This window comes from Actinomadura sp. 3N407 (assembly GCF_052245875.1).
Lineage (GTDB): Bacteria > Actinomycetota > Actinomycetes > Streptosporangiales > Streptosporangiaceae > Spirillospora.
Window position 1 is genome coordinate 130,460 of sequence record NZ_JBQQBP010000016.1, and the last position, 22,632, is coordinate 153,091.

23 protein-coding genes are annotated in these 22,632 nt (G+C 76.1%); 14 read left to right on the forward strand and 9 right to left on the reverse strand.

The features are described from left to right. Nucleotides 1-95 precede the first annotated feature (95 nt). A complete protein-coding gene (locus tag ACTWPP_RS33205) occupies nucleotides 96-1,061 on the forward strand; it encodes an ATP-binding cassette domain-containing protein (protein ID WP_443108340.1) in 966 nt (321 codons plus the stop codon). Next, complete coding sequence (locus tag ACTWPP_RS33210) at nucleotides 1,058-1,891, forward strand: ABC transporter permease (RefSeq protein ID WP_443108341.1); 834 nt, start codon at nucleotides 1,058-1,060, stop codon at nucleotides 1,889-1,891. The genes ACTWPP_RS33205 and ACTWPP_RS33210 overlap by 4 nt, the downstream gene beginning before the upstream one ends. 75 nt (nucleotides 1,892-1,966) lie before the next feature. Here the strand turns inward: ACTWPP_RS33210 and ACTWPP_RS33215 are convergent, their stop codons facing one another. Together ACTWPP_RS33215 and rsgA are read right to left on the reverse strand one after the other, a co-directional pair. After that, a complete protein-coding gene (locus tag ACTWPP_RS33215; protein ID WP_443108342.1) occupies nucleotides 1,967-2,473 on the reverse strand; it encodes a GNAT family N-acetyltransferase in 507 nt (168 codons plus the stop codon). Further along, on the reverse strand, nucleotides 2,470-3,558 hold the full coding sequence (rsgA, locus tag ACTWPP_RS33220; protein WP_443108343.1) for a ribosome small subunit-dependent GTPase A: 1,089 nt from the start codon (nucleotides 3,556-3,558) through the stop codon (nucleotides 2,470-2,472). The genes ACTWPP_RS33215 and rsgA overlap by 4 nt, the downstream gene beginning before the upstream one ends. Before the next feature lie 310 nt (nucleotides 3,559-3,868). Between rsgA and ACTWPP_RS33225 the strand changes: the two genes are divergently transcribed. The 4 genes from ACTWPP_RS33225 to ACTWPP_RS33240 all read left to right on the forward strand — a co-directional run bounded on the left by ACTWPP_RS33225 (nucleotide 3,869) and on the right by ACTWPP_RS33240 (nucleotide 7,117). Then, nucleotides 3,869-4,897 carry a hypothetical protein gene (locus ACTWPP_RS33225; protein WP_443108344.1) on the forward strand — a complete coding sequence of 343 codons (1,029 nt, stop codon included), beginning with the start codon at nucleotides 3,869-3,871 and terminating at the stop codon, nucleotides 4,895-4,897. A gap of 98 nt (nucleotides 4,898-4,995) precedes the next feature. Continuing rightward, a complete protein-coding gene (locus ACTWPP_RS33230; RefSeq protein WP_443108345.1) occupies nucleotides 4,996-6,174 on the forward strand; it encodes a hypothetical protein in 1,179 nt (392 codons plus the stop codon). A gap of 113 nt (nucleotides 6,175-6,287) precedes the next feature. Then, the gene (locus tag ACTWPP_RS33235) at nucleotides 6,288-6,638 is read left to right on the forward strand and encodes a 4a-hydroxytetrahydrobiopterin dehydratase (protein ID WP_443108446.1); all 351 of its coding nucleotides are present in this window, start codon (nucleotides 6,288-6,290) and stop codon (nucleotides 6,636-6,638) included. Between the two features lie 5 nt (nucleotides 6,639-6,643). Continuing rightward, the gene (locus tag ACTWPP_RS33240) at nucleotides 6,644-7,117 is read left to right on the forward strand and encodes a TIGR00725 family protein (RefSeq protein WP_443108346.1); all 474 of its coding nucleotides are present in this window, start codon (nucleotides 6,644-6,646) and stop codon (nucleotides 7,115-7,117) included. Nucleotides 7,118-7,127: 10 nt separating this feature from the next. Here ACTWPP_RS33240 and ACTWPP_RS33245 read toward each other — a convergent pair whose 3' ends face one another. The 3 genes from ACTWPP_RS33245 to ACTWPP_RS33255 are packed head-to-tail and all read right to left on the reverse strand — an operon-like array spanning nucleotide 7,128 to nucleotide 10,023. After that, entirely contained in the window at nucleotides 7,128-7,919 is a 792-nt protein-coding gene (locus tag ACTWPP_RS33245; protein ID WP_443108347.1) for an SDR family NAD(P)-dependent oxidoreductase, read from the reverse strand. Nucleotides 7,920-7,930: 11 nt separating this feature from the next. Continuing rightward, nucleotides 7,931-8,125, reverse strand: coding sequence for a hypothetical protein (locus tag ACTWPP_RS33250; RefSeq protein ID WP_443108348.1), 195 nt, complete (start codon nucleotides 8,123-8,125; stop codon nucleotides 7,931-7,933). Then, on the reverse strand, nucleotides 8,122-10,023 hold the full coding sequence (locus ACTWPP_RS33255) for a hypothetical protein (RefSeq protein WP_443108349.1): 1,902 nt from the start codon (nucleotides 10,021-10,023) through the stop codon (nucleotides 8,122-8,124). Before ACTWPP_RS33255 ends, ACTWPP_RS33250 begins: the two co-directional genes overlap by 4 nt. A gap of 137 nt (nucleotides 10,024-10,160) precedes the next feature. Here ACTWPP_RS33255 and ACTWPP_RS33260 point away from each other — a divergent pair, with 137 nt between their 5' ends. The 3 genes from ACTWPP_RS33260 to ACTWPP_RS33270 all read left to right on the forward strand — a co-directional run bounded on the left by ACTWPP_RS33260 (nucleotide 10,161) and on the right by ACTWPP_RS33270 (nucleotide 12,458). Beyond that, a complete protein-coding gene (locus tag ACTWPP_RS33260) occupies nucleotides 10,161-10,580 on the forward strand; it encodes a hypothetical protein (RefSeq protein ID WP_443108350.1) in 420 nt (139 codons plus the stop codon). Nucleotides 10,581-10,582: 2 nt separating this feature from the next. Next, nucleotides 10,583-11,950 (forward strand): hypothetical protein, encoded by a 1,368-nt coding sequence (locus ACTWPP_RS33265; protein ID WP_443108351.1) that lies wholly within the window; start codon nucleotides 10,583-10,585, stop codon nucleotides 11,948-11,950. Between the two features lie 67 nt (nucleotides 11,951-12,017). Continuing rightward, nucleotides 12,018-12,458, forward strand: coding sequence for a hypothetical protein (locus tag ACTWPP_RS33270; RefSeq protein ID WP_443108352.1), 441 nt, complete (start codon nucleotides 12,018-12,020; stop codon nucleotides 12,456-12,458). Nucleotides 12,459-12,758: 300 nt separating this feature from the next. On the opposite strand, the gene ACTWPP_RS33275 is transcribed toward ACTWPP_RS33270, so the two are convergent. Then, nucleotides 12,759-13,283, reverse strand: coding sequence for a pyridoxamine 5'-phosphate oxidase family protein (locus ACTWPP_RS33275; RefSeq protein WP_443108353.1), 525 nt, complete (start codon nucleotides 13,281-13,283; stop codon nucleotides 12,759-12,761). Between the two features lie 95 nt (nucleotides 13,284-13,378). Here ACTWPP_RS33275 and ACTWPP_RS33280 point away from each other — a divergent pair, with 95 nt between their 5' ends. Next, the gene (locus ACTWPP_RS33280) at nucleotides 13,379-13,849 is read left to right on the forward strand and encodes a PPOX class F420-dependent oxidoreductase (protein ID WP_443108354.1); all 471 of its coding nucleotides are present in this window, start codon (nucleotides 13,379-13,381) and stop codon (nucleotides 13,847-13,849) included. 5 nt (nucleotides 13,850-13,854) lie between these two features. On the opposite strand, the gene ACTWPP_RS33285 is transcribed toward ACTWPP_RS33280, so the two are convergent. Continuing rightward, nucleotides 13,855-16,149 (reverse strand): ATP-binding cassette domain-containing protein, encoded by a 2,295-nt coding sequence (locus ACTWPP_RS33285; protein ID WP_443108355.1) that lies wholly within the window; start codon nucleotides 16,147-16,149, stop codon nucleotides 13,855-13,857. Between the two features lie 65 nt (nucleotides 16,150-16,214). Between ACTWPP_RS33285 and ACTWPP_RS33290 the strand changes: the two genes are divergently transcribed. Beyond that, the gene (locus ACTWPP_RS33290; RefSeq protein ID WP_443108356.1) at nucleotides 16,215-17,192 is read left to right on the forward strand and encodes a helix-turn-helix transcriptional regulator; all 978 of its coding nucleotides are present in this window, start codon (nucleotides 16,215-16,217) and stop codon (nucleotides 17,190-17,192) included. Here the strand turns inward: ACTWPP_RS33290 and ACTWPP_RS33295 are convergent. After that, nucleotides 17,189-18,553, reverse strand: coding sequence for a cytochrome P450 (locus tag ACTWPP_RS33295; protein WP_443108357.1), 1,365 nt, complete (start codon nucleotides 18,551-18,553; stop codon nucleotides 17,189-17,191). The genes ACTWPP_RS33290 and ACTWPP_RS33295 overlap by 4 nt on opposite strands. 101 nt (nucleotides 18,554-18,654) lie before the next feature. Between ACTWPP_RS33295 and ACTWPP_RS33300 the strand changes: the two genes are divergently transcribed. Then, nucleotides 18,655-19,443 carry an IclR family transcriptional regulator gene (locus ACTWPP_RS33300; RefSeq protein ID WP_443108358.1) on the forward strand — a complete coding sequence of 263 codons (789 nt, stop codon included), beginning with the start codon at nucleotides 18,655-18,657 and terminating at the stop codon, nucleotides 19,441-19,443. Here ACTWPP_RS33300 and ACTWPP_RS33305 read toward each other — a convergent pair. Further along, nucleotides 19,336-20,352 carry a LysR family transcriptional regulator gene (locus ACTWPP_RS33305; protein WP_443108359.1) on the reverse strand — a complete coding sequence of 339 codons (1,017 nt, stop codon included), beginning with the start codon at nucleotides 20,350-20,352 and terminating at the stop codon, nucleotides 19,336-19,338. The genes ACTWPP_RS33300 and ACTWPP_RS33305 overlap by 108 nt on opposite strands. Nucleotides 20,353-20,436: 84 nt before the next feature. Between ACTWPP_RS33305 and ACTWPP_RS33310 the strand changes: the two genes are divergently transcribed. Both ACTWPP_RS33310 and ACTWPP_RS33315 read left to right on the forward strand, forming a co-directional pair. After that, nucleotides 20,437-21,513 (forward strand): aminotransferase class V-fold PLP-dependent enzyme, encoded by a 1,077-nt coding sequence (locus ACTWPP_RS33310; RefSeq protein ID WP_443108360.1) that lies wholly within the window; start codon nucleotides 20,437-20,439, stop codon nucleotides 21,511-21,513. A gap of 83 nt (nucleotides 21,514-21,596) precedes the next feature. Then, nucleotides 21,597-22,622 (forward strand): NAD-dependent epimerase/dehydratase family protein, encoded by a 1,026-nt coding sequence (locus tag ACTWPP_RS33315; protein ID WP_443108361.1) that lies wholly within the window; start codon nucleotides 21,597-21,599, stop codon nucleotides 22,620-22,622. The last annotated feature ends 10 nt before the right edge of the window (nucleotides 22,623-22,632 follow it).

Consider the following 22,632-nt stretch of genomic DNA (forward strand, 5'->3'; position numbering starts at 1 on the left):
CGTGCGTCCTGCGGAGCATCCTAGTTGCGTACGGCGTACCCGGTTGTCTACTGTGGCGAACACCGACCGCGTACACCGTACCCAGAGGAGGCGTCGTGGCCGACGAACCGATCGTGGTCGCCGAGGGGCTGCGCAAGCGCTACGGCGGCACCCGGGCCCTGGACGGCCTCGACCTCGCCGTCCCCGCCGGGACCGTCTGCGGGGTCCTCGGCCCCAACGGCGCCGGCAAGACCACCGCCGTGCGGATCCTGGCGACGCTCGCCGACGCCGACTCCGGCCACGCCCGCATCGCCGGGTACGACGTCGCCCGCCGCCCCGACCAGGTGCGGGCCCGCATCGGGCTGGCCGGGCAGCACGCCGCCGTCGACGACAAGCTCACCGGACGCGGCAACCTGCGCATGTTCGGCCGCCTGTACCACCTGTCCCGCCGCGACGCGCGCCGCAGGGCCGACGAGCTGCTGGAGCGGTTCGGGCTCGACGACGACGCCGACCGGCAGGTGCGGGGCTACTCCGGCGGGATGCGCCGCCGCCTCGACCTGATCACCAGCCTGATCCTGCGGCCCCAGGTGCTGTTCCTGGACGAGCCCACCACCGGCCTGGACCCCCGCAGCCGCGGCGAGATCTGGGACGCCGTCCGCGAACTCGCCGCAAGCGGCACCACCGTCCTGCTCACCACCCAGTACCTGGACGAGGCCGACCGGCTCGCCGACGACATCGCCGTCGTCGACCACGGCCGCGTCATCGCCACCGGCACCCCCGACCGGCTCAAGGCCTCCATCGGCGACCGCCTCGACGTCGTCCTGCAGGACCCCGCCATGGCCGGCGGCGCCGCCGAGGTCCTGCACGCCCTCGCCGGCGCCCACCCGGCCCTGGACGGCGCCCGGCTGTCGGTGCCGCTGCCCGCCGGGGCCGTCCGGCTCGCCGACGTCGTCCGCGAACTCGACCGCGCCGGCGTCGCCGCCGAAGACGTCGCGCTGCGCCGCCCGACCCTGGACGAGGTGTTCCTGCGCCTCACCGGCACCGGCGCCGCCCCCGAACACGAGAAGGAGACCGTCCGATGACCGCCCCCGCCCTCACCGCCCCCGCGTCCCGCACCGGGCGGCTGCGCTGGACGATCACCGACGGCCTCACCCTCGCCGGCCGCGAACTGGCCCGCATCCGGCGCGAACCCGGCGAGCTCATCGCCGCGCTGATCTTCCCCGCCGTCATGGTCCTGCTGTTCGGCTACGTGTTCGGCAGCGCCATCGCCGTCCCCGGCGGCGGGAACTACCGCGAGTACCTCATGCCCGGCCTGTTCGCCATGGTCACCTTCACCGCCACCATGGCCGTCACCATGCGCGTCGCCGCCGACGCCTCCCGCGGCGTCATGGACCGGTTCCGCTCCATGCCGATGGCGCGCTCCGCCGTCCCGTTCGGGCAGACCGGAGCCGACGTCCTCAGCGGCGTCCTCGGGATGGTCATCATGGCCGCCGCCGGGCTGATCGTCGGGTGGCGCGCCCACAACGGCCTCTGGCCCACCGTCGAGGCGTTCCTGCTGCTGGCCCTCATGCGGTACGCGCTGAGCTGGGCCGGCTGCTACCTCGGCCTCGTCGTCAAGAACGAGCAGACCGCCGACCAGCTCCTGCCGCTGGTGTTCCCGGTCACCATGCTGTCCAACTCCTTCGTCCCCACCGGCGGCATGCCCGCGCCGCTGCGGACGATCGCCGACTGGAACCCCGTCAGCGCCCTCACCGCCGCCTGCCGCGAGCTGTTCGGCAACCCCGGCGCGCCCCCCGGCGACGCGGCGTGGCCGGTCGCCCACCCCGTCGCCGCCACGCTCGGCTGGTCGCTGCTGCTGCTGGCGATCTTCGTGCCGCTGTCGGTGCGGACCTACGGGCGCCGCGGCCGCTGACGCCCCGGCGGCGGGCGGGGGAGCGGGCCGGGCCCGGGGCGGCGACGTGTGCGCCGCCGGGCCCGGCCCGCCGCCTCAGACGCCGAACGGCGCCGGGTAGGCGATCGTCCCGGACGGGACCGGGCCCCGACCGTCCAGCACCAGCGCCATCAGCGCCTCGTCCGGAGCCTCGAACGGCGCGGAGATCCCCAGCGACGACGCCCGGACGAACCCGAACCTCGGGTAGTACTCCGGATGCCCGAGCACCACCACCAGGCGTTCACCGGGCCGCCCGGCCGCCGCGGCCAGGACGGCGCGGACGGCCGCGCCGCCCGCGCCGCGCCGCCGGTGCTCCGGGAGGACGGCCACCGGCGCCAGCGCGAGCGCGCCGGACCCGCCGACACCGCACCGCGTCAGCAGCGCGTACCCGGCGACGCGCCCGCCCGGCGTCTCGGCGACCATCGACAGGCCCGGCTGCCACGCCGCGTCGCCGCGCAGCGCGTCCACCAGGTCCGCCTCCTCGGCGGTCGGGAACGCCGCCTCGACCACCGCGCGGACCGCGCCCTCATCGGCGGCGGTCTCCGGCCTCGTCGTCCACCTCACCGGTCCCGCCCCCGTTCCTTGTACATCTGCCGCTGCCACCGGGTGATGGCCTTGCGCTGGTTCTGCCGCTCGGCGCGCAGCCGAGCCTCGCCGCGGGAGGCGATCCATTCGTTCTCCCGCCGCAGCTTGCGGTAGCTGTCGAGGCGGCGGCGCGGCAGCGTCCCGTCCTCGATCGCGGCCAGGACGGCGCAGCCCGGCTCGGTGCGGTGCGCGCAGTCACCGAACCGGCACTCCGCCGCCAGTTCCTCGATGTCGGCGAACGTGCGCTCCAGGCCTTCGGACGCGTCGAACAGGCCCACGCCGCGCAGCCCCGGCGTGTCGATCAGGACGCCGCCGCCCGGCAGCGGAAGCAGCTCCCGCCGGACGGTCGTGTGCCGCCCCTTGCCGTCCCGCTCCCGGACGGCGCCGGTCGCGAGGGCGTCCTCGCCGAGCAGCGCGTTGCCGAGCGTGGACTTGCCCGAGCCGGACGGGCCGACCAGCACCACCGTGCCCGCCAGGACGGCGCGGACCACGTCCACGCCGTCGCCGGTCGCGGCACTGCACGCCACCACGGCGACGCCCGGCGCCGCGGAGGCGGCCTCCGCCTCCGCAGCGGCGGTGCCGGGGGCCCGGTCGGCCTTGGTGAGCACGATCACCGGCCGCGCGCCGCTCTCGAACGCCAGCGCCAGCAGCCGCTCGACGCGGCCGAGGTCCAGGCGGTCGGCCGGCGACACGGTGACGGCGACGGTGTCGACGTTGGCGGCCAGCACCTGGCCGCGCGAGTCCCGCGACGCCGACGACCGCACGATCGCGGTCCGGCGCGGCAGCAGCGCCGCCACCACCGGCCGCCCGCCCGGGCCGTCCGGGCGCAGCGCCGCCCAGTCGCCCGTGCACGGCGCCGCCGCCGGATCATCGGGTGAGGCGACGGGTCCGGTCCCGGCCCGGAGCGGGCCGTCCCCGGCGACCACGTCGCACAGGCCGCGGTCGACCGCGGCGACGCGCGCGGGGATCAGCCCCGCCGCGCGATGAGAGGTGAACTCGTTCTCCAGGGTCGCGTCCCAGCCGTAGGCGGCCAGGCGGGACGACCCCGCGGATGCGTAGGACAATGGTTCGGAACCCTTGCGTCGAAGGGGCCCCCGGCGCACGCGCCGCACCGGCGATGCGGAACGGGATCAGCCGGCGGCCCGGGAAATGAGGACAGGCTGAAGGCTGCGGGCGGCAACCACCGCAACGACGGCCATACATCCTCACCTCCCTCGTGGTTCCGTCCGCGACCTTAACCGCCGGCCCGGCCCAGCGCCATCCCTTTTTCCGCGCCGGCCCGCGCCCGGCCCGCCGGACGATCCCTCGCGCGGGGGAGGCGGATCGGCCGCGGCGGGGAGGCGCCGTCCCGCCTCCCGGCCGCAGGATCGTGCCATGACCACCACCACCGTCGCCGACCAGACCACCGCCGGCACGAAGCCCCGCGGAACACCCGGCCGGCGGGCGCTCGAACGCCGCCTCCCGGTCATCGCGCTCGCCTGGGTCACCGCCTACGGCGCGCTGCGCGCCTACTGGGCGTCCGGGAACCAGCCTGACGACATATCGCCCGTGGACACCGACCTGGTGGTCTTCACCGGCTGGGCGAGCGTCGCGCTGTGCGGCGCGGCCGCGGCCGTCCTGCTCGCGCTCGCCCACCCGGGCGCGGGACGGCTGCCCCGGCGGCCGCTGCTGGCGGTGGCGTGGACGGCCGCGCTCTTCCTCGTCGGCTCGGGTGCGCTGCTGCTGCTCGACGTGATCGGCGCGGTCCTGCCCGGCCTCGGAATCACCTTCTACCCGCTGGGCGCGCTCAGCCGCGCCGCCTGCGTCGCCGCCGGGGTCATGACCGGCCTTTCCGCCCTCGCGTACGCGCGCCGCACCCGCGCCGGATGCGCCGCCTGCGGACGTCCCGGGACCGCGCCCGGGACCCTCGCCCGCACCCCCGCGTGGGCGTACTGGGCCGCCTACCTCGCCGTCGCCGGCTGCCTCGCCCGGATCGCCGCGCAGGCCGCGGTCGGGTTCGGCGAGTCGCCGCTGTCGGGCGGCGCCTCGGCGATCCTGTTCGAGGCGGGCTTCGTGCTCGGCGGGAGCCTGCTGCCGCTCGCCCTCGTCCACTCCTTCGGGCGGACGTGGCCGCGCCGGCTCCCCCGGCTCGGCGGGCGCCGCGTCCCGCGCCGGCTGGTGCTGTGGCCCGGCGCCGCGATCTCCGGCGGCCTCACCGTCTACTTCGGTCTGATGCTGCTGCACATGTTCTGGGAGCGGCTGCAGGGCCGCAACCCGTTCCCGCCCGAAGGCGGCCTCGCCCTGCCCGAGGCGTTCTTCTGGGTCGCCGTCCCCGCCTACCTGCTGTGGGGCGCCGGGATGGCCGTCGCCGCCCGCGCCTACGCCCGCCGCACCCGCGTCCCCTGCCCGTCCTGCGCCCGCTGACCGCCCGGCGCCCGCATCGGGGAGGTTCCGCAGGAACTGGAGGCGGTGTTCGGAAGTTATGGTGATTTGGGGGCGGATCGTGACAAGGGGGTGTGGCCGTGGACGACGACAGGCGACAGCGGGAGCCCGGACTCGACGACGGGACCGGGCTTCCGGGACGGGCGAGCCAGGCCGACCAGGCCGCGGCGGAGCGGCTGGAAGAGATCTGGGACGGGCTGGCGCCGGCCGCCCTGAACGCCGCGCGGACGGCCGCCTCCGCCGGTGAACCCGTCGCCGCCGCCGCCCGCGACGCCGCCGCGCTCGCCGCGACCCGCATCCTGGAACAGGTGTCCGGCACGCCCGCGATGAAGGTCATCGAGCGGGCCGCCCGGGACGCCGCCGTCAAGGCCGCCACCGCCGCTGCCGAGCGGGCCGTCACCGAGGCCCGCGCCGCCGCCGCGGCCAACCCCGCCACCGCGGGCGCGTTCGAGGCCGCCACCGCCGCGATGACCCTCGCCGAGCAGGCCGCGCGGCACCCCATGGCGGCCGCCGCGCGCCGCTTCGCCGCCGAGAGCCCCCTCGCCCGCGCCGCCGGCGACGCCGCCCTGGACCTGGCCGGCCGCACCGCGTCCGCGCCGGTCGTGCAGGCCGCCACCAGGACCGTCGTGGACGCCGCGATCGACACCGTCGCCGACGCCGCCGTCGACGCCGCCATGATCGCGGGCCGCGACGTCGTCGCCCGCGTCGTCCGCGAGACCGCCGAGCAGGCCGCCCGCGACCTGGCCGCCGCGGTGCGCGACCGCGCCCGCGACGCCGCCGGGTCCGCCGAGCTGGCCCCGCTCACCGGCGCGGCCGCCGGCGTGGCCGCGCGCGCCGCCGGCGACCCGGCCCTTCGCGACGCCGCCCGCGGCGCCGGGGAGCTGATCGCCGCCGCGGCGGGCAGCGCCGTCGCCCGCACCGCGCGCGACCTGGCCTTCCGCGCCGCCTCCCGCGCCCTCACCGCCGCGGTCGAGGCCGTCCTGCGCGAACTGCTGCGCGACGCCCTCAAGCTCGCCATGAAGGACACCCTGCGCGGCATGATCCTCGACGTGTCCCGCGACGTCGTCGTCGACGTCGCCAAGACCACATGGGTCACCGCCACACGCCCCGCCCCGGGGACCGCCGAGGCGACGGCGGCCGTCGTCGTCCAGGCCACCGCGGAGACGGCCGACGTGTGGGCGGAGGTCACTGCGGACACCCCGCTGGAGGTCGCGGCCGAGGCCGCCGCGGACGACCCGCCCGAGGGACGCGCCTCCTGAACCGCCCCTGAGAAGTCTCTGAAAGAACCATGAGGGGCCCCCGCCGGTGGCCGGGGCGCCCGCCCGCGGTGTCCGCCACTCACCGGTGACCGCAGGGGGTCCGGCGGCGCGTGATGTACTCGGAGGGAGAGGTCATCCTCGCCGACGAACAGGAAGTGATCCCGATGGCCGACACGCTCGACGACACCGCCGTCGCCGACCGCCTGCGCGACCTGCCCGCCTGGAGCAGGGACGGCGACGAGATCCGCCGGACGGTGAAGGCGCCCTCGTTCCTGGCCGGGATCGACGTGGTGACCGACGTCGCCCGCGCCGCCGAGGACGCCGACCACCATCCCGACATCGACATCCGCTGGCGCACCCTGACGTTCGCGCTGTCCACCCACAGCGCGGGCGGCCTGACCGGCAAGGACTTCGCCCTCGCCGCGACGATCGACGAGATCGCCGCCCGGCACGGCGCCGGTTAGCGGCCGTGCCCGTCCAGGTGGCGGTGTGCGGGCCGGGCGAGTGCACCGAACGGGAATGGGACCACGCGCACGAGACCGGGCGGCTGCTGGCCGGGCACGGCGCCGTGGTCATCTGCGGCGGGCACGGCGGGGTGATGGCCGCGGCCGCCGCCGGCGCCCGCGCCGGAGGCGGGATCGTGGTGGGGGTGCTGCCGGCCGCCGACCGGTCCGCCGCGGGGCCCGACCTCACCGTCGCGCTGCCCACCGGCCTCGGCCAGGCCCGCAACACCGTCATCGTCAACGCCGCCGACGCCGTGATCGTCGTCGGCGGGTCGTGGGGGACGCTGTCGGAGCTGGCGCTGGCGATGCGGCGGGCCGCGGTCCCGGTCGTGCAGATCGGCGGGTGGCGCGTCCACGACGAGGACGGACGGCCCACCGGCGGCGTCGTGCACGCCGCGGGCCCGGCGGAGGCGGTCGAGGCGACCGGCCTGTTCGCCTAGCGGCCCGGCGTCAGTGGGCGGAGAACCCGCCGTCCACGAAGATCGACTGGCCGGTGACGTAGGCGGCCGACGCCGACGCCAGGAACACCGCCGCGCCGGCGAAGTCGCCGGCCAGGCCGTTGCGGCCGGTCATGGTGCGCTCGGCGAGGGCCTTCACCTTCCGCGGGTCCGACGACAGCCGGGCGTTGAGCGGCGTCATCACGAACCCGGGAACGAGGGTGTTGGCGGTGACGCCGCGGGGCGACCACGCCTCGGCCTGCGACCGGGCGAGCGCGACGAGACCCGCCTTGGACACCCCGTAGGCGCCGCTGGTCACCGACGCGCGGAACGCCTGCTGCGAGGCGATGTGGATCAGCCGCCCGAAGCCGCGCTCGGCCATGCCGGGGCCGAACCGCTGCCCGAGCAGGAACGGCGCGTCCAGGTTCACCGCCATCGTGGTGTCCCAGACGCCCTGGTCCAGCTCGTCCATCGGCGGCCGGAGGTTCACCGCGGCGGAGTTGACGAGGATGTCGGGTTCGCCGAACGCGGCCGCCGCGCCCTCGGCCGCCTTCGCGACCCCGTCGCGGGTGCCGAGGTCGGCGCTGACGGACGCGGCGCGGCAGCCGTGGCCCTCCAGGTCGCGGACGGCCGCGGCCAGTTCCGCCTCCCGCCGCGCGACGATCACCACGGACGCGCCGGACCGGGCGAGGGCCTCGGCGATCGCCCGGCCGATGCCCGAGCTGCCTCCCGTCACGATCGCGACCCTGCCCTCCAGCGAGAACAGCTCCGACAGGTATGCGGCGGGTGACGGCCGGTCGCTCATGATCGCAGAGTCTACGGCCCGTCCGGCGGCCCGTCCGGCGGGTTCCCGCCCGGGTGGCCGGTCGGGTCGTCGGCGGGGTCGTCGGCGCGGCGGCGGTCGCGCCAGATCACCACGGCGATCACCGCGACGACGATGAACGTCGGCACGAAGAACGGGACCGCCGTGATCACCGGGTGGGTCGCCAGCACCCCGCCGGCGGGGCTCATGCGCCCGCCTTCGACGGCGTCCCGGACGGGGCGGCGGCGGGCTCGGGCAGGCGGCGGGCGATCCGCGCGACGCCCCGGCCGAGGGAGAGCACCAGCGCCAGCGTGCACAGCAGCACCACCGCCGAGCACGCCGCCCACAGCCAGCCCGGCACGTCGGTCTTCAGCTCCCGCTGCAGGATCGTCCGCTCGCCCTGCAGGTCGCGGGTGAACTCCGCCGGGGCGGGCACCTCCTCGGCGCCGATGGCCGGGTCGGCGGGCAGGTAGACGGGGACGCCCGCCAGCGTCCGCCCGTCGTGGACGCGGACCAGCGTCTTCCACTCGCCGTGCAGCGGCATCGGCTCGCTCGTCCGGTACACGCCTTCGCGTTCGCGCACCAGGCGGTCGACGTACAGGCCCTTGCCCTGCCAGCCGGTCACCGTCACCCAGGCCGCGCCGTCGACCGCGTCCGCCGGGGAGAACTCGATGCGGGCGCCGGCGGTGCGGGGCGCCGCGTCGCCCGTCCGGGCGGGGCTCGTCGCTTGACCGGCTGTGGGCGGGGGCGGGAGGAGGGTCACCGTCACCTGCACCGCGCGGTCCGGCGGGACGGAGATCAGCAGGCCGTTCGCGACCGCCGCGGCCACCGCCAGGATCGCCCCCGCGAAGATCCCGCGCGCCGCCGCCGGACGCGGCGTCCGCCCCTCCAGGCCCTCGGCCAGCAGCGCCCCGCACAGCCCGCCCGCGACCCCGCCCGCCACCGCCATGACCATGCCCTCGGCGGCGATGTCGGGCGTCCACGGCAGCCGGAACGCCACCTGGCTCCACGCGTACTCGGCGCCGAACCCCGCCGTGCCGATCAGCGCCCCCGACACCGCGCCCAGCGCCAGCGGGCGCCGCGCCAGCAGCAGCGCCACGGCCTCCACGCACAGCGCCTCGGCGAAGTACAGCGGCACCGACGCCCACAACTCCCCGATCGGCCAGCCGACCAGCACCGACACGCCGCCGCGCACCAGCATGTAGAACGCGACGGCCGACACCGCGCCGCCGCGCCCGGCCCACAGCCGCGCCGCGACCAGCGCGCAGCCCGCCGCCAGCGCGATCAGCAGCGGCTGGTGGACGAGCCGGAACTGCGGAACGCCGAAGTCGTACTCGGCCTGGAACACCGACAGCCCGATCAGCAGCCCGCCCGCGTGCATGGACCGCCGCACGTACCGGACCCATCCGGGCGGCTGCTGCGACGCCGGCCCCCGGAAGGCGCGCCGTCCCTCCCGTTCCAGGACCATCATCGCCACCAGCGACAGGCCCGCGCCGCCGATCAGCATCAGGTGCGTCGGCCCCCACAGCGTCACGTCCTGGCCGAAGATGCGGTGCCACACGTCGTCGAGCGGGAAGCCCAGCAGCGCGTAGAACCCGGCGCCCGCCAGCAGCACCCCGCCGGCCGGGGCGTGCCAGTCGCGCGTGATCCGCACCGACGCCGCGCCGGGGCGCTCGCCCTTCGGCAGCACCATGGCCAGCACGCCCGCGGTGAAGATGCCGAACAGCCCGATGAGGATCGGGTAGTGGGCGATGTTGGCCAGCGGCCCCTCGTCCCGGCCGTGCGAGATGTGCAGGGAGATGTCCCAGTACATGCCGAGGAGCGCGGTGAGCAGGGACAGCATCGCCACCGGCGTCGGCAGCGCCGCCCAGCCGGGGGTGCCGCGCCCGGGGCCGCGCTCGGCCAGCCGCGCCAGCCGCGCCAGGACGGTGATCCGGCCGCTGCGGTGCCCCCACCCGAGTACCAGCAGCGCGGCCGTCAGGACGGCGGCGCCGCCGGAGGCGATGAGGATCTGGTCCAGTGCCGCGCCGCCCGCCGGTTTCGCCGGCGTCTCGGCGGCCAGCCGCAGCGCGGCCCCCGCCCCCTTGCCCGTCAGATGATCCAGCACCGGTGCGCTCCCTCGCCGCAGGAAACCAGAGAAGGGGGCGCGGCGGCCCCGCTCCCCGGAGTATGTCATCTTCTAATGTGTCATTGTCCAGTGTCACAATCTGTGGTGTGGGACACCGGGACGAAAGGAGCGCGGGCATGCGGAGGGCACTCATGGCGGGCACCGTGGCCGCGATGGCCGCCGTGACACTGGCGACGGCGGCCGGATGCGGCGAGCCCCCGCCCCCGAACGGCACCCGGGGCGGCGCCGCGCCCGCCTCCGGCACGCCCGGTGCCCCGGAAAGCGCCGGGCCGCCGGTCATCACCGTCACCGCGACCGTGTCCGGCGGGAAGGTGCACACCGCGCACCGCCGCGTGAAGGTCCCGCGCGGCGCGACCGTCCAGATCACCGTCACCGGCGACCGCGCCGACGAGTTCCACCTGCACGGCTACGACCGCGAGATGGCGCTCACGCCCGGGCGTCCCGCCACCATGCGGTTCACCGCCGACACGCCCGGCGTCTTCGAGGCCGAACTGCACCACTCCGGCGGCCGCGTGTTCGAACTCCAGGTCGGCTGACCGTGGCCCCCGGACCGCACCACGTCCTCGCCCACGGGCTCGGCGGCCGCACCGACCTGCCCCTGGACGCCGTCGCCGCCATCGCCGGCGGCGGCATCGCCGTGGCCGCCTCGTTCCTCGCCCTCACCCTGGCGTGGAAGCGGCCCCGCCTGCACCCGTCCGCCGGACGGCCGCTGCCCCCCGCGCTCGCCCGCGTCCTGGACGCGCCGGCCCTCACCCGCACCGGACGCGTCCTCGCCCTGGCCGCCGCCGCCTTCGTCGTCGCCGTCGCGTTCGCCGGACCGCCCGCCGCCGACGCCAACCTCGCGCCGTGGGCGCTGTACGTGACGTTCTGGGTCGGGCTCGTCCCCGCCAGCGTCCTGCTCGGGCCCGTCTGGCGGCGCGTCAACCCGCTGCGGACCCTGCACGCCGCCCTGTGCCGCGCCACCCGCACGTCCCCGGCCGGGCGCCGCCCCCTGCCGCCCCGGCTCGGCCACCGGCCGGCGGCGGCATGGCTCACGGGGTTCGTCTGGCTCGAACTCGTCGCGCCGAACCGGTCCGACCCCCGCGTCGTCGGCACGCTCATCCTGGCCTACGCGGCGGTCAACCTCGCCCTCGCCTGGTGGTTCGGCCGCGACTGGTTCACCGGCGGCGACGGCTTCGAGGCCTACTCGAACCTGCTGGCCCGCCTGTCCCCGGTCGGGCGGCGCGGCGGCGGGACCCCCGTCCTCCAGCCCCCACCCACCGCCAATCAACGGACGAGCTCCGCCCGGACTCTCGTGCTGCGCACCCCGCTGACCGGCCTGATGTCCGGCGCCGACGAACCGGGGCTCACCGCGGTCGCCTGCGTGCTGATCGGCTCCACCGGGTTCGACGGCATCACCCGCACCACCTACTGGCGCGACAACGTCGACCCCTCCAGCGTCCCCGCCGGAACGCTAGGGCTCGCCGCCTCGATCGCCGCCGTCGCCGTCCTGTACGTCGCGGCGCTGCGGCTCAGCGCGCGCCTGACCGGCCAGGACCCCGCCGCCCTGCCGGGACGGTTCGCCGCGACCCTGCTGCCGATCGCCCTCGGCTACACCGTCGCGCACTACTTCTCGTTCCTCGTCCTGGAAGGCCAGACGACCTTCATCCTCCTCGGCGACCCGTTCGGGACGGGCCTGGACGTCTTCGGCACCGCCGGAAACCGCGTCGACCACGACCTGGCCGGGCCGACCCTCACCGCGCAGGTCCAGGTCAACGCCATCGTCCTCGGGCACATCGCGGGCACCGTCGCCGCGCACGACCTCGCGCTGCGCTCCCCGGCCCGGGCGCTGCGCGGCCAGCTCCCCGTCGCCGCCGTCATGGTCGCGCTCACCTGCGCCGGCCTGTTCGCGCTGCTGAGCGGCTGACCGCCTGCGCCGCCGCACCTCCCGCACCGCGACGACCACAGCGATCACGATCGGCACCCAGAACTTCGTGGTCGCCAGGATCGCCTTCAGCCACGCCGGCGCCGACACGTCCGGCAGATCGGGCCACGGGATGCCGGGCCAGGGGATGTCGGGCCAGGGGATGTCGGGCCAGGGGATGTCGGGCCAGGGGAGCGACGGCGGATCGACGTCCGGGAGCTCCACGTCCGGCCACGGGATCATCCTGATGAGGACGTTCAGCAGGGCGGTGACGCCCAGCAGCGGGAACACCACCCTGCCGGCCGCCGCCACCACGTGCCGCGAGGCGTACAGGACCGGGCGCCTGCGCGCCAGCTCCTCCCGCCTGGCCGCCCGCGTCCCCTCCGCGGGAGTGAACGCGATCTTCTCCGGCCGGTCGTCCTCGCCGTCCCCGGGCTTCTCGCCCTTGTCCGCGGGCTTGGGCGGGGCCAGCTCGCAGCGCGCCGCCTGCCCGTCGATGAGGCCGAGGTAGTCGAACGCGACCGCGACCACCAGATCTCCGTACGGCAGCGTCGCCTTCTGGGCGGCCGTGGCCTCCCCGGAGTGCGCACCGTCCACGTACAGGCGCACGACCCGGTGCCACCCGGCGCGTTCGGTCTCCACCTCCAGCCGGTGGCCGCCGTGGTCGAGAGTCCAGCGGCCGGCGGGCGCGCCGCTCAGTGAGATGCCCCCTGTCATGGCTCCAGTCTCGGCGGCGCCGGCGCCCCGGCCATCGCCCGAACGTTCACGGCCCGTCGACTTTGGTCTACGGGCACCGGGCCGGTCGGCGCCGTCAGCGGCCGAAGCTCCAGCGCGTCGCGCCGAACGGCTCGGCGGTCGCCACCCCGACCACGGTCCGGAAGGCCAGGCGGTACAGGTACCACGGCGGCGGGCCCGCGCTCTGCGCGCTGAACGGCGCGGTCAGCGCGTCGCCGTCGACCTGCGCCGGCCAGCCGCCCTCCCGGTACCCGGCGGCCACCGGCTCCAGGACGGCCGGGTCGGTGACGCGCTCGGCCTCGCCCTCCAGCACCAGGTCCACGCCCGGGACCCGGACCGAGATCGTGCACGCCGGGTTCGCCGCCAGGTCGCGGGACTTGCGGGTGCCGGGGCCGCTGGTGAAGTACAGGTCGCCCTCGTACCACAGCGCGCCGACGCCCGCCGCGTGCGGCCGGCCGTCCGGGCGGACGGTCCCCAGGAACACCGGCGTCTCCATTTCCGGCAGCGCCGCCCTCAGCGCGTCCCGCGCGGTCTCCCACGCCAGCTCGCCGCCGCCGTAGATGTCGAGGTTGCGGGCTTCCACGGGTTCACGGTCGGTCATCGTCGTCCTCCTTCTCCTTCTCACCGGACGCTTCTGAGATGCCGACCGCCCGGCGCGCCCGAACTCATCGGCCCCGGGTCTCTAAGGTGGCGGGCATGGCCCCTTCGATCGCCACGGCGAACCGCGTCGAACGTCCCGAACTGCTCGACTTCCTGCGCCCGCGGCACCACGCGGTGCTGTCCACCGTCCGCGCCGACGGGCGCCCCCAGATGTCGCCGGTCACGTGCGGGCTCGACGAGCGGGGACGCATCGTGATCTCCACCTACCCCGAGCGGGCCAAGGCACGCAACGCCCGCAGGGACGCGCGGGTGTCGGTGTGCGTGCTGTCCGACGAGTTCAACGGCCCCTACGTGCAGGTCGACGGGACCGCCGAGGTCATCGACATGCCCGACGCCGCCGACGCCCTGGTCGGCTACTACCGCTGCATCGCCGGGGAGCACCCCGACTGGGACGAGTACCGCGAGGCCATGCGCCGCCAGGACAAGTCCCTGATCCGCGTCACCGTCGACCGGTGGGGCCCGATCGCCACCGGCGGGTTCCCCGCCCGGCTCGCACCCGATCGGTAGCGGGGTCAGGCGGGCACCGACGGAGCCCGGGCGGCCGGGTCGCGGCGCAGGAACCCGGCCGTGACCGAGGACGGCGCGTCCAGCAGCGCGGCGGGGGTGCCCGCGAAGACGATCTCGCCTCCGTGCCGGCCGCCGCCGGGCCCCAGGTCGATCACCCAGTCCGCGTGCTTGACGACGGCCGGGTCGTGCTCGATGACGATGACGGTGTTGCCCGCGTCCACGAGCCGGTCCAGCAGCGCCAGCAGCCCGTCGACGTCGGACATGTGCAGGCCCGTCGTCGGCTCGTCCAGCACGTACACGGTGCCGGTGCGGTGCAGCCGGGTCGCGAGCTTGACGCGCTGGCGCTCGCCGCCCGACAGCGAGGCGAGCGGCCGTCCCAGCGTCAGGTAGCCCAGGCCCACGTCGTTGAGGGCGCGCAGCCTCGCGGTGATGCCGCGTTCCGCCGCCTCGGCGAAGAAGGCCAGGGCCTCCTCGGCGGTCATCGCCAGCACGTCCACGATCGTGCGGCCCCGCAGGGTGTGGGCGAGGACCTCCGGACGGTACCGGCCGCCCCCGCAGGTCTCGCACCTGGTCGTCACCGGATCCATGAACGCCAGGTCGGTGACGATGACGCCGCTGCCGCCGCACGCCGGGCACGCGCCCGCGGAGTTGTGGCTGAACAGGCCGGGCTCGACGCCGGCGGCCCGGGCGAACAGGCGGCGGACGGGGTCCATGACGCCGAGGAACGTGGCGGGGCTCGACCGGCGGGACGCCGCGATCGCCGACTGGTCCACCACGACGGCGCCGGGATGCCGGGCCGCGAACTCGTCCATGACCAGGGTGCTCTTGCCCGACCCCGCGACGCCCGTCACGGCCGTCAGCACACCGGCGGGGAACCGGGCCGTCACGTCCTTGAGGTTGTGGGTGCGGGCGCCGGTCACCGCCAGCCACCCGGTCGGCTCCCGGAACGCGGCCTTGACCGGCGCGGCGCGGCGCAGGGCCCGCCCGGTCGGTGTGTCCGCCTCGCGCAGCCGCTCGACCGTCCCGGTGAACACCACCTCACCGCCGTGGACGCCGGGGCCCGGCCCCATGTCGATCACATGGTCGGCGACGGCGATCACGTGGGGGTCGTGCTCCACCACCAGGACGCTGTTGCCCTTGTCGCGCAGGCGGAACAGCAGCGCGTTGAGGCGGTCGACGTCGCGGGGGTGCATGCCGGCGGTGGGCTCGTCGAAGATGTAGGTCATCCCCGTCAGGCTGGACCCCAGGTGCCGGACGACCTTGAGCCGCTGCGCCTCCCCGCCCGACAGCGTGCGGGTCTCGCGGTCCAGGCTGAGGTGGCCCAGGCCGATGTCCTCCAGCCGCCGCAGCCGCGTGACCGCCGCACCGGCGACCGTCGCCGCGGCCGGGCCGGTGATCTCGCCGAGCGCGGCGATCAGGTCACCGATCTCCATCCGGCACAGGTCGGCGATGGTGCGGCCGCCGATCCGCGACGCCAGCGCCGCCGGGTTCAGGCGCGCGCCTCCGCAGGCCGGGCAGGTGTCCTCCCGGACGACGCGGCGGGCCGCCTCCCGCACCTTGCCGGGCAGGGAGGCGAGGTCGCGTTTGAGGTAGAGGCGGTCGAACCGCTCGATCACGCCCTCGTAGGCGTTGTGGCCCATCTCCCCGGTCCGGTTCAGGCGCGGCACCCGGAACCCCTTGCCGTGAAGGAGCAGGTCCCATTCCTCGGGGGTGAAGTCCCGCAGCGGCTTGTCGGGGTCGAACAGGCCCGACTCGGCGTACAGCTGCCACACGAACGTGCCGACGCCGAACGGCGGGAAGTTCACCGCGCCCTCGTTCAGCGTCCGCCCGGTGTCGAGGAACCTGTCCAGGTCGACCCGGACGGCGCGGCCGAGCCCGTCGCACCCGGGGCACATGCCCTGCGGGTCGTTGAAGGAGTAGGCGGCGGCCTCACCTGCGCCGGGGGTGCCGTGCCGGGAGAACGGGACGCGCATGACCGCGTAGATGTCGGTGGCCGTCCCGACGGTGGAGCGGGCGTTGCCGCCGATGGGCCGCTGGTCGACGACGATCGCGGGGGCGAGGTGGTCGATGACGTCGGCGTCGGGCCGTTCCCGCTTGGGCAGCCGGTCGCGGACGAACCAGGTGTAGGTCTCGTTCAGCTGCCGCTGCGACTCCGCGGCGACCGTCCCGAACACGATCGACGACTTGCCCGAGCCGGACACGCCCGTGAACACCACGAGGCGGTTCTTCGGGATGCGCAGCGAGACGTCCTTGAGGTTGTTGTGCCTGGCCCCGCCGATGATGATGCTGTCCCCGTTCATACCGGGCCACGCTAAACGGCAATGCGGTCAGGATCTGGCCTCGTTCGCGGGCGCATACTGGGGGCATGTCGTCGTCCGAACGCCTGCTGCGGCTGCTGTCGCTCCTGCAGACCCGCCGCGCGTGGACCGGCCCCGAACTGTGCGAGCGGCTCGGCGTCAGCGGCCGCACCGTCCGCCGCGACGTCGAGCGGCTGCGCGGCCTCGGCTACCCCGTGCACGCCACGCTCGGCGCCGCCGGCGGCTACGTTCTGGAGGCCGGGACGGCGATGCCGCCGCTGCTGCTGGACGACGAGGAGGCCGTCGCGATCGCCGTCGGGCTGCGGGCGGCCGCCGGGGGAGCGGTCGAGGGCATCGGGGAGGCGTCCGTCCGCGCGCTGGCCAAGCTCGAACAGGTCCTGCCCGCCCGGCTGCGGCGCCGCGTGACCGCCCTGCACACCGCCACGACCCCGCTGCCCGGGCCGCCCGCCGGCCCGGCCGTGGACCCCGAGACCCTCACCGTCCTGGCCGCCGCGTGCCGCGACCGTGAACGGCTCCGCTTCACCTACCGCGGCGCGGGCGGCGGGGAGACCCGCCGCGTGGCCGAACCCCGCGGACTGGTCTCGGCAGGACGCCGCTGGTACCTGGTCGCCTTCGACACCGGCCGCGACGCGTGGCGGACGTTCCGCGTCGACCGGCTGGCCTCCCCGCAGCCGACCGGTGTCCGGTGCCCGCCGCGGGAGCTGCCCGCCGCCGACGCCGCCGCGTTCGTCACCGCGTCCCGGGCGCGGTCGCGGCCCCTGCGGCAGGCGGTGCTGACGGTGCACGCCTCAGCCGAGGAGCTGGCCGACCGGTTCCGCGTCACCGGCGCCGAGGTCGAGCCCGTCGACGACCGCACCTGCGTCCTGCGCACCACCGCCGACTCCCTGGAATGGACGGCGCTGCGCATCGCCTACCTCGACCTGGACTTCGAGGTCGACGGGCCGCCCGAGCTGACCGAGCGCCTCACCGCGATGGCCGCCCGCCTGGCCCGCGCGACCGCCGCCCGGGGGTCGCGGCGGAACTAGCCGACGACCTCGACGGGCACGCCTCCGCGCGGGCGCATCGCGGTCACGCTGGTCGGTGTGGCGGCGGGGGAGACCAGCCGCAGCCGGGTACGGCGCAGCAGGCACGCCAGCATCGTCTTGAGCTCGACGGTCGCCAGGGTCGAGCCGATGCAGCGGTGCGGGCCGCCGCCGAACGGCAGGTACGTCGCGGGCGTGGTGGGACGGTACAGATCCGAGGACGGGTCCCACCGTTCGGGACGGAACCGTCCCGCCTGCGGCCACACGTCCGGCATCCGGTGGGTGACGTAGGGGGAGTAGAACACCATCGCGCCCGCCGGGACGCGGTGCCCGGCGTACTCGAAGTCCTCGACGGGCACGCGGGCGCTGAGCACGGCGGGCGGGAACAGCCGCAGCGTCTCGCTGACGACGCCGTCCAGGTAGGTCAGCGCGGGCAGGTCACCGGCGGCCGGGGGCCGGTCGCCGAGCACGTCGGCGACCTCCCGCCGGGCGCGTTCCTCGGCGGCGGGATGGGTCAGCAGCGCGTACACCGCCCACGCCATCGCCGCGCCGGTGGTGTCGTACCCGGCGGAGATGAGGCTGATGACCTGGTCCTGGAGTTCCCGGCGGGTCAGGCCCGCGCCGTCCTCGTCGCGGGCGGCCATCAGCATGCCGAGCACGTCGTCGCCGCCGGTGCCCTCGCGCAGCCGGCGGTCGATCTCCTCGTCCACCCGCCGGGCGACCAGCGCGCGGGACGCGGTGACGCGCCGCCAGTACGGGTTGGGGACCGACCTCAGCATCAGCTGCAGGATGAAGTTGCGGTCGATGCCGGCCAGCGCGACCTGCAGCCGCCGCCCGATCACCTCGGCGTCGGCGGCGAGCCGGTCGCCGAACAGCACCTCGACGGTGCTGCGGCGGATCACCGACCGCAGCTCCGCGTAGGCGTCCAGGGTCCGGCCGGGACGCCAGCCGTCGAGGGCGGCGTCGGTGTTGGCGGCCATCCGCTCGACGTAGGCGCCGACGCGGCGGTGGTGGAACGCCGGCTGGACGAGGCGGCGCCTGCGGCGGTGGTCGGCGCCGTCGCTGACGATCAGCGCGGTCTCCCCGTTCACCGGCACCAGCAGGTCGAACGCCTCCCGCCAGCGGAACAGCCCGGAGTTGGCGAACACGAACGCGTTGGCGTCCGGCCCGAACAGGTGCACCAGCGGCTTGCGGCGCGACCCGACGGCCGCGACCGGGCCCGCCTCGGCGTGCAGCCGCAGCAGGCTCGCGCACGGGTTCATCGCGAACCCGATCCCGTGCCGGGCCGTCAGCGACAACGACGGGCCCCCCGCCCCGCGCGCGCTGCTCGTGCGTGCCCTGCCCGCCGGGATCTGGAGTGTCACGCGCCCACTATGGCACGCCCCTGCGGGCCGTTCGCCCGGGCGCGGTGCGAGGATGGGGGCGTGGAGGAGATCGAGATCGTTCCCGGCCGGCCGGTGGCCGGATGAGCGAGCGTCCGGAGGGGCCGTTCCCGCCCCGGCCAGATCAGCCCAAACCCGGCACGCAGACGGTGGACCGGTCGGTCGCGGTGCTCCGCTCGTTCGAGGACGCCGCCCGGCAGACGCCCACCGAGATCGCGCACCGGCTCGGGCTGTCGGTCAGCACCGCGCACCGCATCGTCCACGCCCTGCACGCCACGGGGATGCTGGGGCAGGACCCGGCGACCGAGCGGTACTTCCTGGGCCCGACCACCGCGATCCTCGGCCGGCTGGCGCTGGAGCGGATGGGCGCCACGCTGCTGCAGCCGGAGCTGACCGCGCTGCGGGACGGGACGGGCGAGGCGGTCAGCCTCGGCGTCCGCGCCGGCGACGAGGTCGCCGTGATGCTGCACCTGCCCTCCACCCATCCGCTGCGCTACGACCAGCCGCCCGGCGACCGCAACCCCATCCACGCGTGCGCGATGGGCAAGACGCTGCTGGCGTTCGGCGACGGCCCGGCCGCGATGGACGAGCCGTTCCGCCGCTACACGCCCACCACCCTCACCACCCGCGAGGAACTGGACGCCGACCTGGACCGCGTCCGGGACCGGGGCTTCTCCGTCGACGACCAGGAGCGCCTGGCGGGTGTGCGCGCGGTGGCGGCGCCGGTCCGCGACGGCGGCGGGCGCGTCTTCGCGGCCGTCGCGCTACAGGGCCCGTCCGTCCGCTTCGGCGACGACCGGCTGCCGGTCCTGGCCGAGGCCGTCGTGGCCGCCGCCGGGCGCCTCACCGACCTGCACCGGTACCTGTCCTAGCGTCTCCGGCCCCGGGTGCCGCGCGGCGGCGACGGCGGTGAGCTCGTCCAGCAGCGCGGCCACCGCGGGCGGCCGCGGTCCCGCCGGGACCAGCGCGGCGACGCGGCGCCCGCCGACCTCGGGGACGTGCGGGCGGGCGACGCCGGGTTCGGTGTGCAGGCCGAGCGCCATCTCCGGCAGCGTCGTGACGGCCAGTCCGCGGGCGACGAGCCGCTGGATCGCGACGTGGTCCTCGGTGGCGTAGGCGATGTCGGGGGTGAAGCCGGCCTTCTCGCACGCCCACCGCAGGTGGTCGCGGCACCGCGAGCAGCCCGACGCCCACGTCTCACCGGCCAGGTCGGCCAGGCAGGGCCGCGGCGCGGAGGCCAGCGGGTGCGCCGCCGGGACCAGGAGGCGGATCGGGTCCTCGCACAGCAGGATCTCGCGGAAGCGGGAGTCGGTGTCGGGCGGCATGTAGGCGTAGCGGAACACCACCGCGATGTCGGTCTCGCCCGCGCGCAGCGCCGCCAGCGCCTCGGTCGGCTCGGCGTCCAGCAGCGTCACCGACACGCCCGGCGCGCGGGCCCGCAGCCCGGCCAGCGCGTCGGGCAGCAGCCCCCCGGCGGCGGTGGGGAACACCGCGATCCGCACCCGCCCGGCGCGCAGCCCGGCGATCGCGGCGATCTGCTCCTCGGCGTCGGACATCCGGGCCAGGACGTCCTCGACGTGCTCGACCAGGATCCGCCCGGCCTCGGTCAGCCGGACGCCGCGGCCGTGCCGGATCACCAGCGGGGTGCCGGCCTCGGCCTCCAGCCGGGCGATGTGGTGCGACACGGCGGGCTGGGTGTAGGCGAGGGCGCGGGCCGCGGCGGTCATCGAGCCGAGCCGCGCCACCTCGCGCAGGATCCGTCCCCGGTGCAGGTCCAGCATCCCCGCAAGCTATCAACGACATTGATGGGCCGCCAAGAAAACCGTACTTTGTCCTATGGGTGGGTGATGGACGACGATCGGCGCATGAGCCCATCGCCCGAGCAGACCCTCTCGATCCACGAGGCGCAGCGGGAGTTCACCGCCGGCGTCGCCTACCTCAACACCGCCACCTACGGGCTGCCGCCCCGCGCGGCGCACGAGGCGATGCTCGCCGCCGAGCGGGACCGGGCCGCCGGGCTGATGACCACCGGGACGCTGGACGAGGCGGTGACCCGCTCCCGCGAGGCGTTCGCGCGGCTGCTCGGGGTGCCCGCCGGGCGGGTCGCGTGCGGGCCGCAGGTGTCCTACTTCGTCGGGCTGGTCGCCGCGTCGCTGCCCGCCGGGTCCACGGTCCTGGTCGCCGACGGCGACTTCACCTCGCTGCTGTGGCCGTTCGCCGCCCGGGAAGGGCTGACCGTCCGGTCCGTCCCGCTGGAGCGGATCGCCGAGGAGGTCGGCGGCGGCACCGACCTGGTCGCGGTGTCGGCCGTGCAGTCCTCCGACGGGCGCATCGCCCCCATGGACGACCTGATCGCCGCCGCCCGCGCGCACGGCGCCCGGATCCTGCTGGACGCCACGCAGGCCGGCGGGTGGCTGCCGCTGCCCGCCGGCCGCGTCGACTGGCTGGTGTGCGGCGGCTACAAGTGGCTGCTCGGCCCGCGCGGCACCTGCTTCCTCACCGGCACGGCCGAGGCCCTGGACGCGCTTCCCGCGATCGGCGCCGGCTGGTACGCGGGCGCCGACATCTGGGACTCGGTCTACGGGCTGCCGCTGCGCCCGGCACCCGGCGGGCGCCGGCTCGACCTGTCCCCGGCGTGGCAGTGCTGGGCCGGGCACGCCCCCGCCCTGGAACTGCTCGGGCGGGTCGGCGTCCAGGCGATCCACGACCACGACGTGGCGCTGGCGCGCCGCTTCCGGGCCGCGCTGGGCCTGCCGCCCGCGGACTCGGCCATCGTGTCGGTGGCCGTCCCCGACGGCACCGCCGACGTGCTGCGCGCAGGAGGGGTGATCGCCGCGGTCCGGGCGGGGCGGCTGCGCTGCGCGTTCCACCTGACCACCACCGAGGCCGACGTGGACAAGGCCGCCGGGCTCCTCGCCCCGCTCGTCACGCCCGGAGGCTGAAGATGTTACAAGGTTCGAACAAGGTGGCTTGACGGGGCCGTTCACGCCCGTCCGGGCGGCCGGCGCGTCCTACCTTCGTCCGCATGAACGTACTGCTCACCGGGTCGGCCGGATTCATCGGCTCGCACATCGCCGAGGCCCTGACCGCCGCCGGGCACCGCGTCCGCGGCCTGGACACGCAACCCGGCGGCGCCGGCGGCGACCCCGCCGACGTCCGCGACGCCGGCGCGGTGGCGGAGCGGCTGGACGGCGTGGACGCCGTCTGCCACCAGGCCGCCAAGGTCGGCCTCGGCGTGGACGTGTCCGACCTGCCCGCCTACACCTCCGTCAACGTGCAGGGCACCGCCGTGCTGCTGGCGGAGATGGCCCGCGCCGGCGTCGGCACCCTCGTCCTGGCCTCCTCGATGGTGGTGTACGGGGAGGGCGCCTACACCTGCGACCGGCACGGCGCGGTGCGTCCCGGGCCCCGCGCGGAGGAGGCGCTGCGGGCGGGGCGGTTCGAGCCCGCCTGCCCGTCCTGCGGGCGGCCGCTCGACCCCGGCGTCGTCGGGGAGGAGACCCCGCCCGACCCCCGCAACGTCTACGCCGACACCAAGCTCGCCCAGGAGCACCTGGCCGCCTCGTGGGCGCGGGCGACCGGCGGCTCGGTCGCCGCGCTGCGCTACCACAACGTGTACGGGCCGCGGATGCCGCGCGACACCCCCTACGCGGGGGTCGCGGCGATCTTCCGGTCGCGGCTGATGGACGGGAGGGCGCCGCTGGTGTTCGAGGACGGCGCGCAGCGCCGCGACTTCGTGCACGTCCGCGACGTCGCCCGCGCCAACGTGCTGGCGCTGGAGCGGGTCGCGGTCGGGCCGCCCGAGCCCGGCGGGCTGCGCGCCTACAACGTCGCCAGCGGCGAGCCCCGGACCATCGGCGACATGGCGGCGGCGCTCGCCGCCGCGTTCGGCGGGCCCGGCCCGCGCGTCACCGGCGGCTACCGGCTCGGGGACGTCCGCCACATCGTCGCCCGCCCCGACCGCGCCCGCCGCGAGCTGGGGTTCTCCCCGTCGGTGGCGTTCGCCGACGGGACGGCCGAGTTCGCCCGGCGGCCCGTCACCAGTTCGTAAGGGTCGTTCA

Excerpts from the sequence above, each read along its gene's own strand:
- ACTWPP_RS33210 (WP_443108341.1), top strand. The coding sequence starts at position 1,058 with ATGACCGCCCCCGCCCTCACCGCCCCCGCGTCCCGCACCGGGCGGCTG.
- ACTWPP_RS33225 (WP_443108344.1), top strand. The coding sequence starts at position 3,869 with ATGACCACCACCACCGTCGCCGACCAGACCACCGCCGGCACGAAGCCC.
- ACTWPP_RS33235 (WP_443108446.1), top strand. The coding sequence starts at position 6,288 with ATGTACTCGGAGGGAGAGGTCATCCTCGCCGACGAACAGGAAGTGATC.
- ACTWPP_RS33245 (WP_443108347.1), bottom strand. The coding sequence starts at position 7,919 with ATGAGCGACCGGCCGTCACCCGCCGCATACCTGTCGGAGCTGTTCTCG.
- ACTWPP_RS33250 (WP_443108348.1), bottom strand. The coding sequence starts at position 8,125 with ATGAGCCCCGCCGGCGGGGTGCTGGCGACCCACCCGGTGATCACGGCG.
- ACTWPP_RS33260 (WP_443108350.1), top strand. The coding sequence starts at position 10,161 with ATGCGGAGGGCACTCATGGCGGGCACCGTGGCCGCGATGGCCGCCGTG.
- ACTWPP_RS33275 (WP_443108353.1), bottom strand. The coding sequence starts at position 13,283 with ATGACCGACCGTGAACCCGTGGAAGCCCGCAACCTCGACATCTACGGC.
- ACTWPP_RS33280 (WP_443108354.1), top strand. The coding sequence starts at position 13,379 with ATGGCCCCTTCGATCGCCACGGCGAACCGCGTCGAACGTCCCGAACTG.
- ACTWPP_RS33285 (WP_443108355.1), bottom strand. The coding sequence starts at position 16,149 with ATGAACGGGGACAGCATCATCATCGGCGGGGCCAGGCACAACAACCTC.
- ACTWPP_RS33290 (WP_443108356.1), top strand. The coding sequence starts at position 16,215 with ATGTCGTCGTCCGAACGCCTGCTGCGGCTGCTGTCGCTCCTGCAGACC.
- ACTWPP_RS33300 (WP_443108358.1), top strand. The coding sequence starts at position 18,655 with ATGAGCGAGCGTCCGGAGGGGCCGTTCCCGCCCCGGCCAGATCAGCCC.
- ACTWPP_RS33305 (WP_443108359.1), bottom strand. The coding sequence starts at position 20,352 with ATGCTGGACCTGCACCGGGGACGGATCCTGCGCGAGGTGGCGCGGCTC.
- ACTWPP_RS33310 (WP_443108360.1), top strand. The coding sequence starts at position 20,437 with ATGAGCCCATCGCCCGAGCAGACCCTCTCGATCCACGAGGCGCAGCGG.
- ACTWPP_RS33315 (WP_443108361.1), top strand. The coding sequence starts at position 21,597 with ATGAACGTACTGCTCACCGGGTCGGCCGGATTCATCGGCTCGCACATC.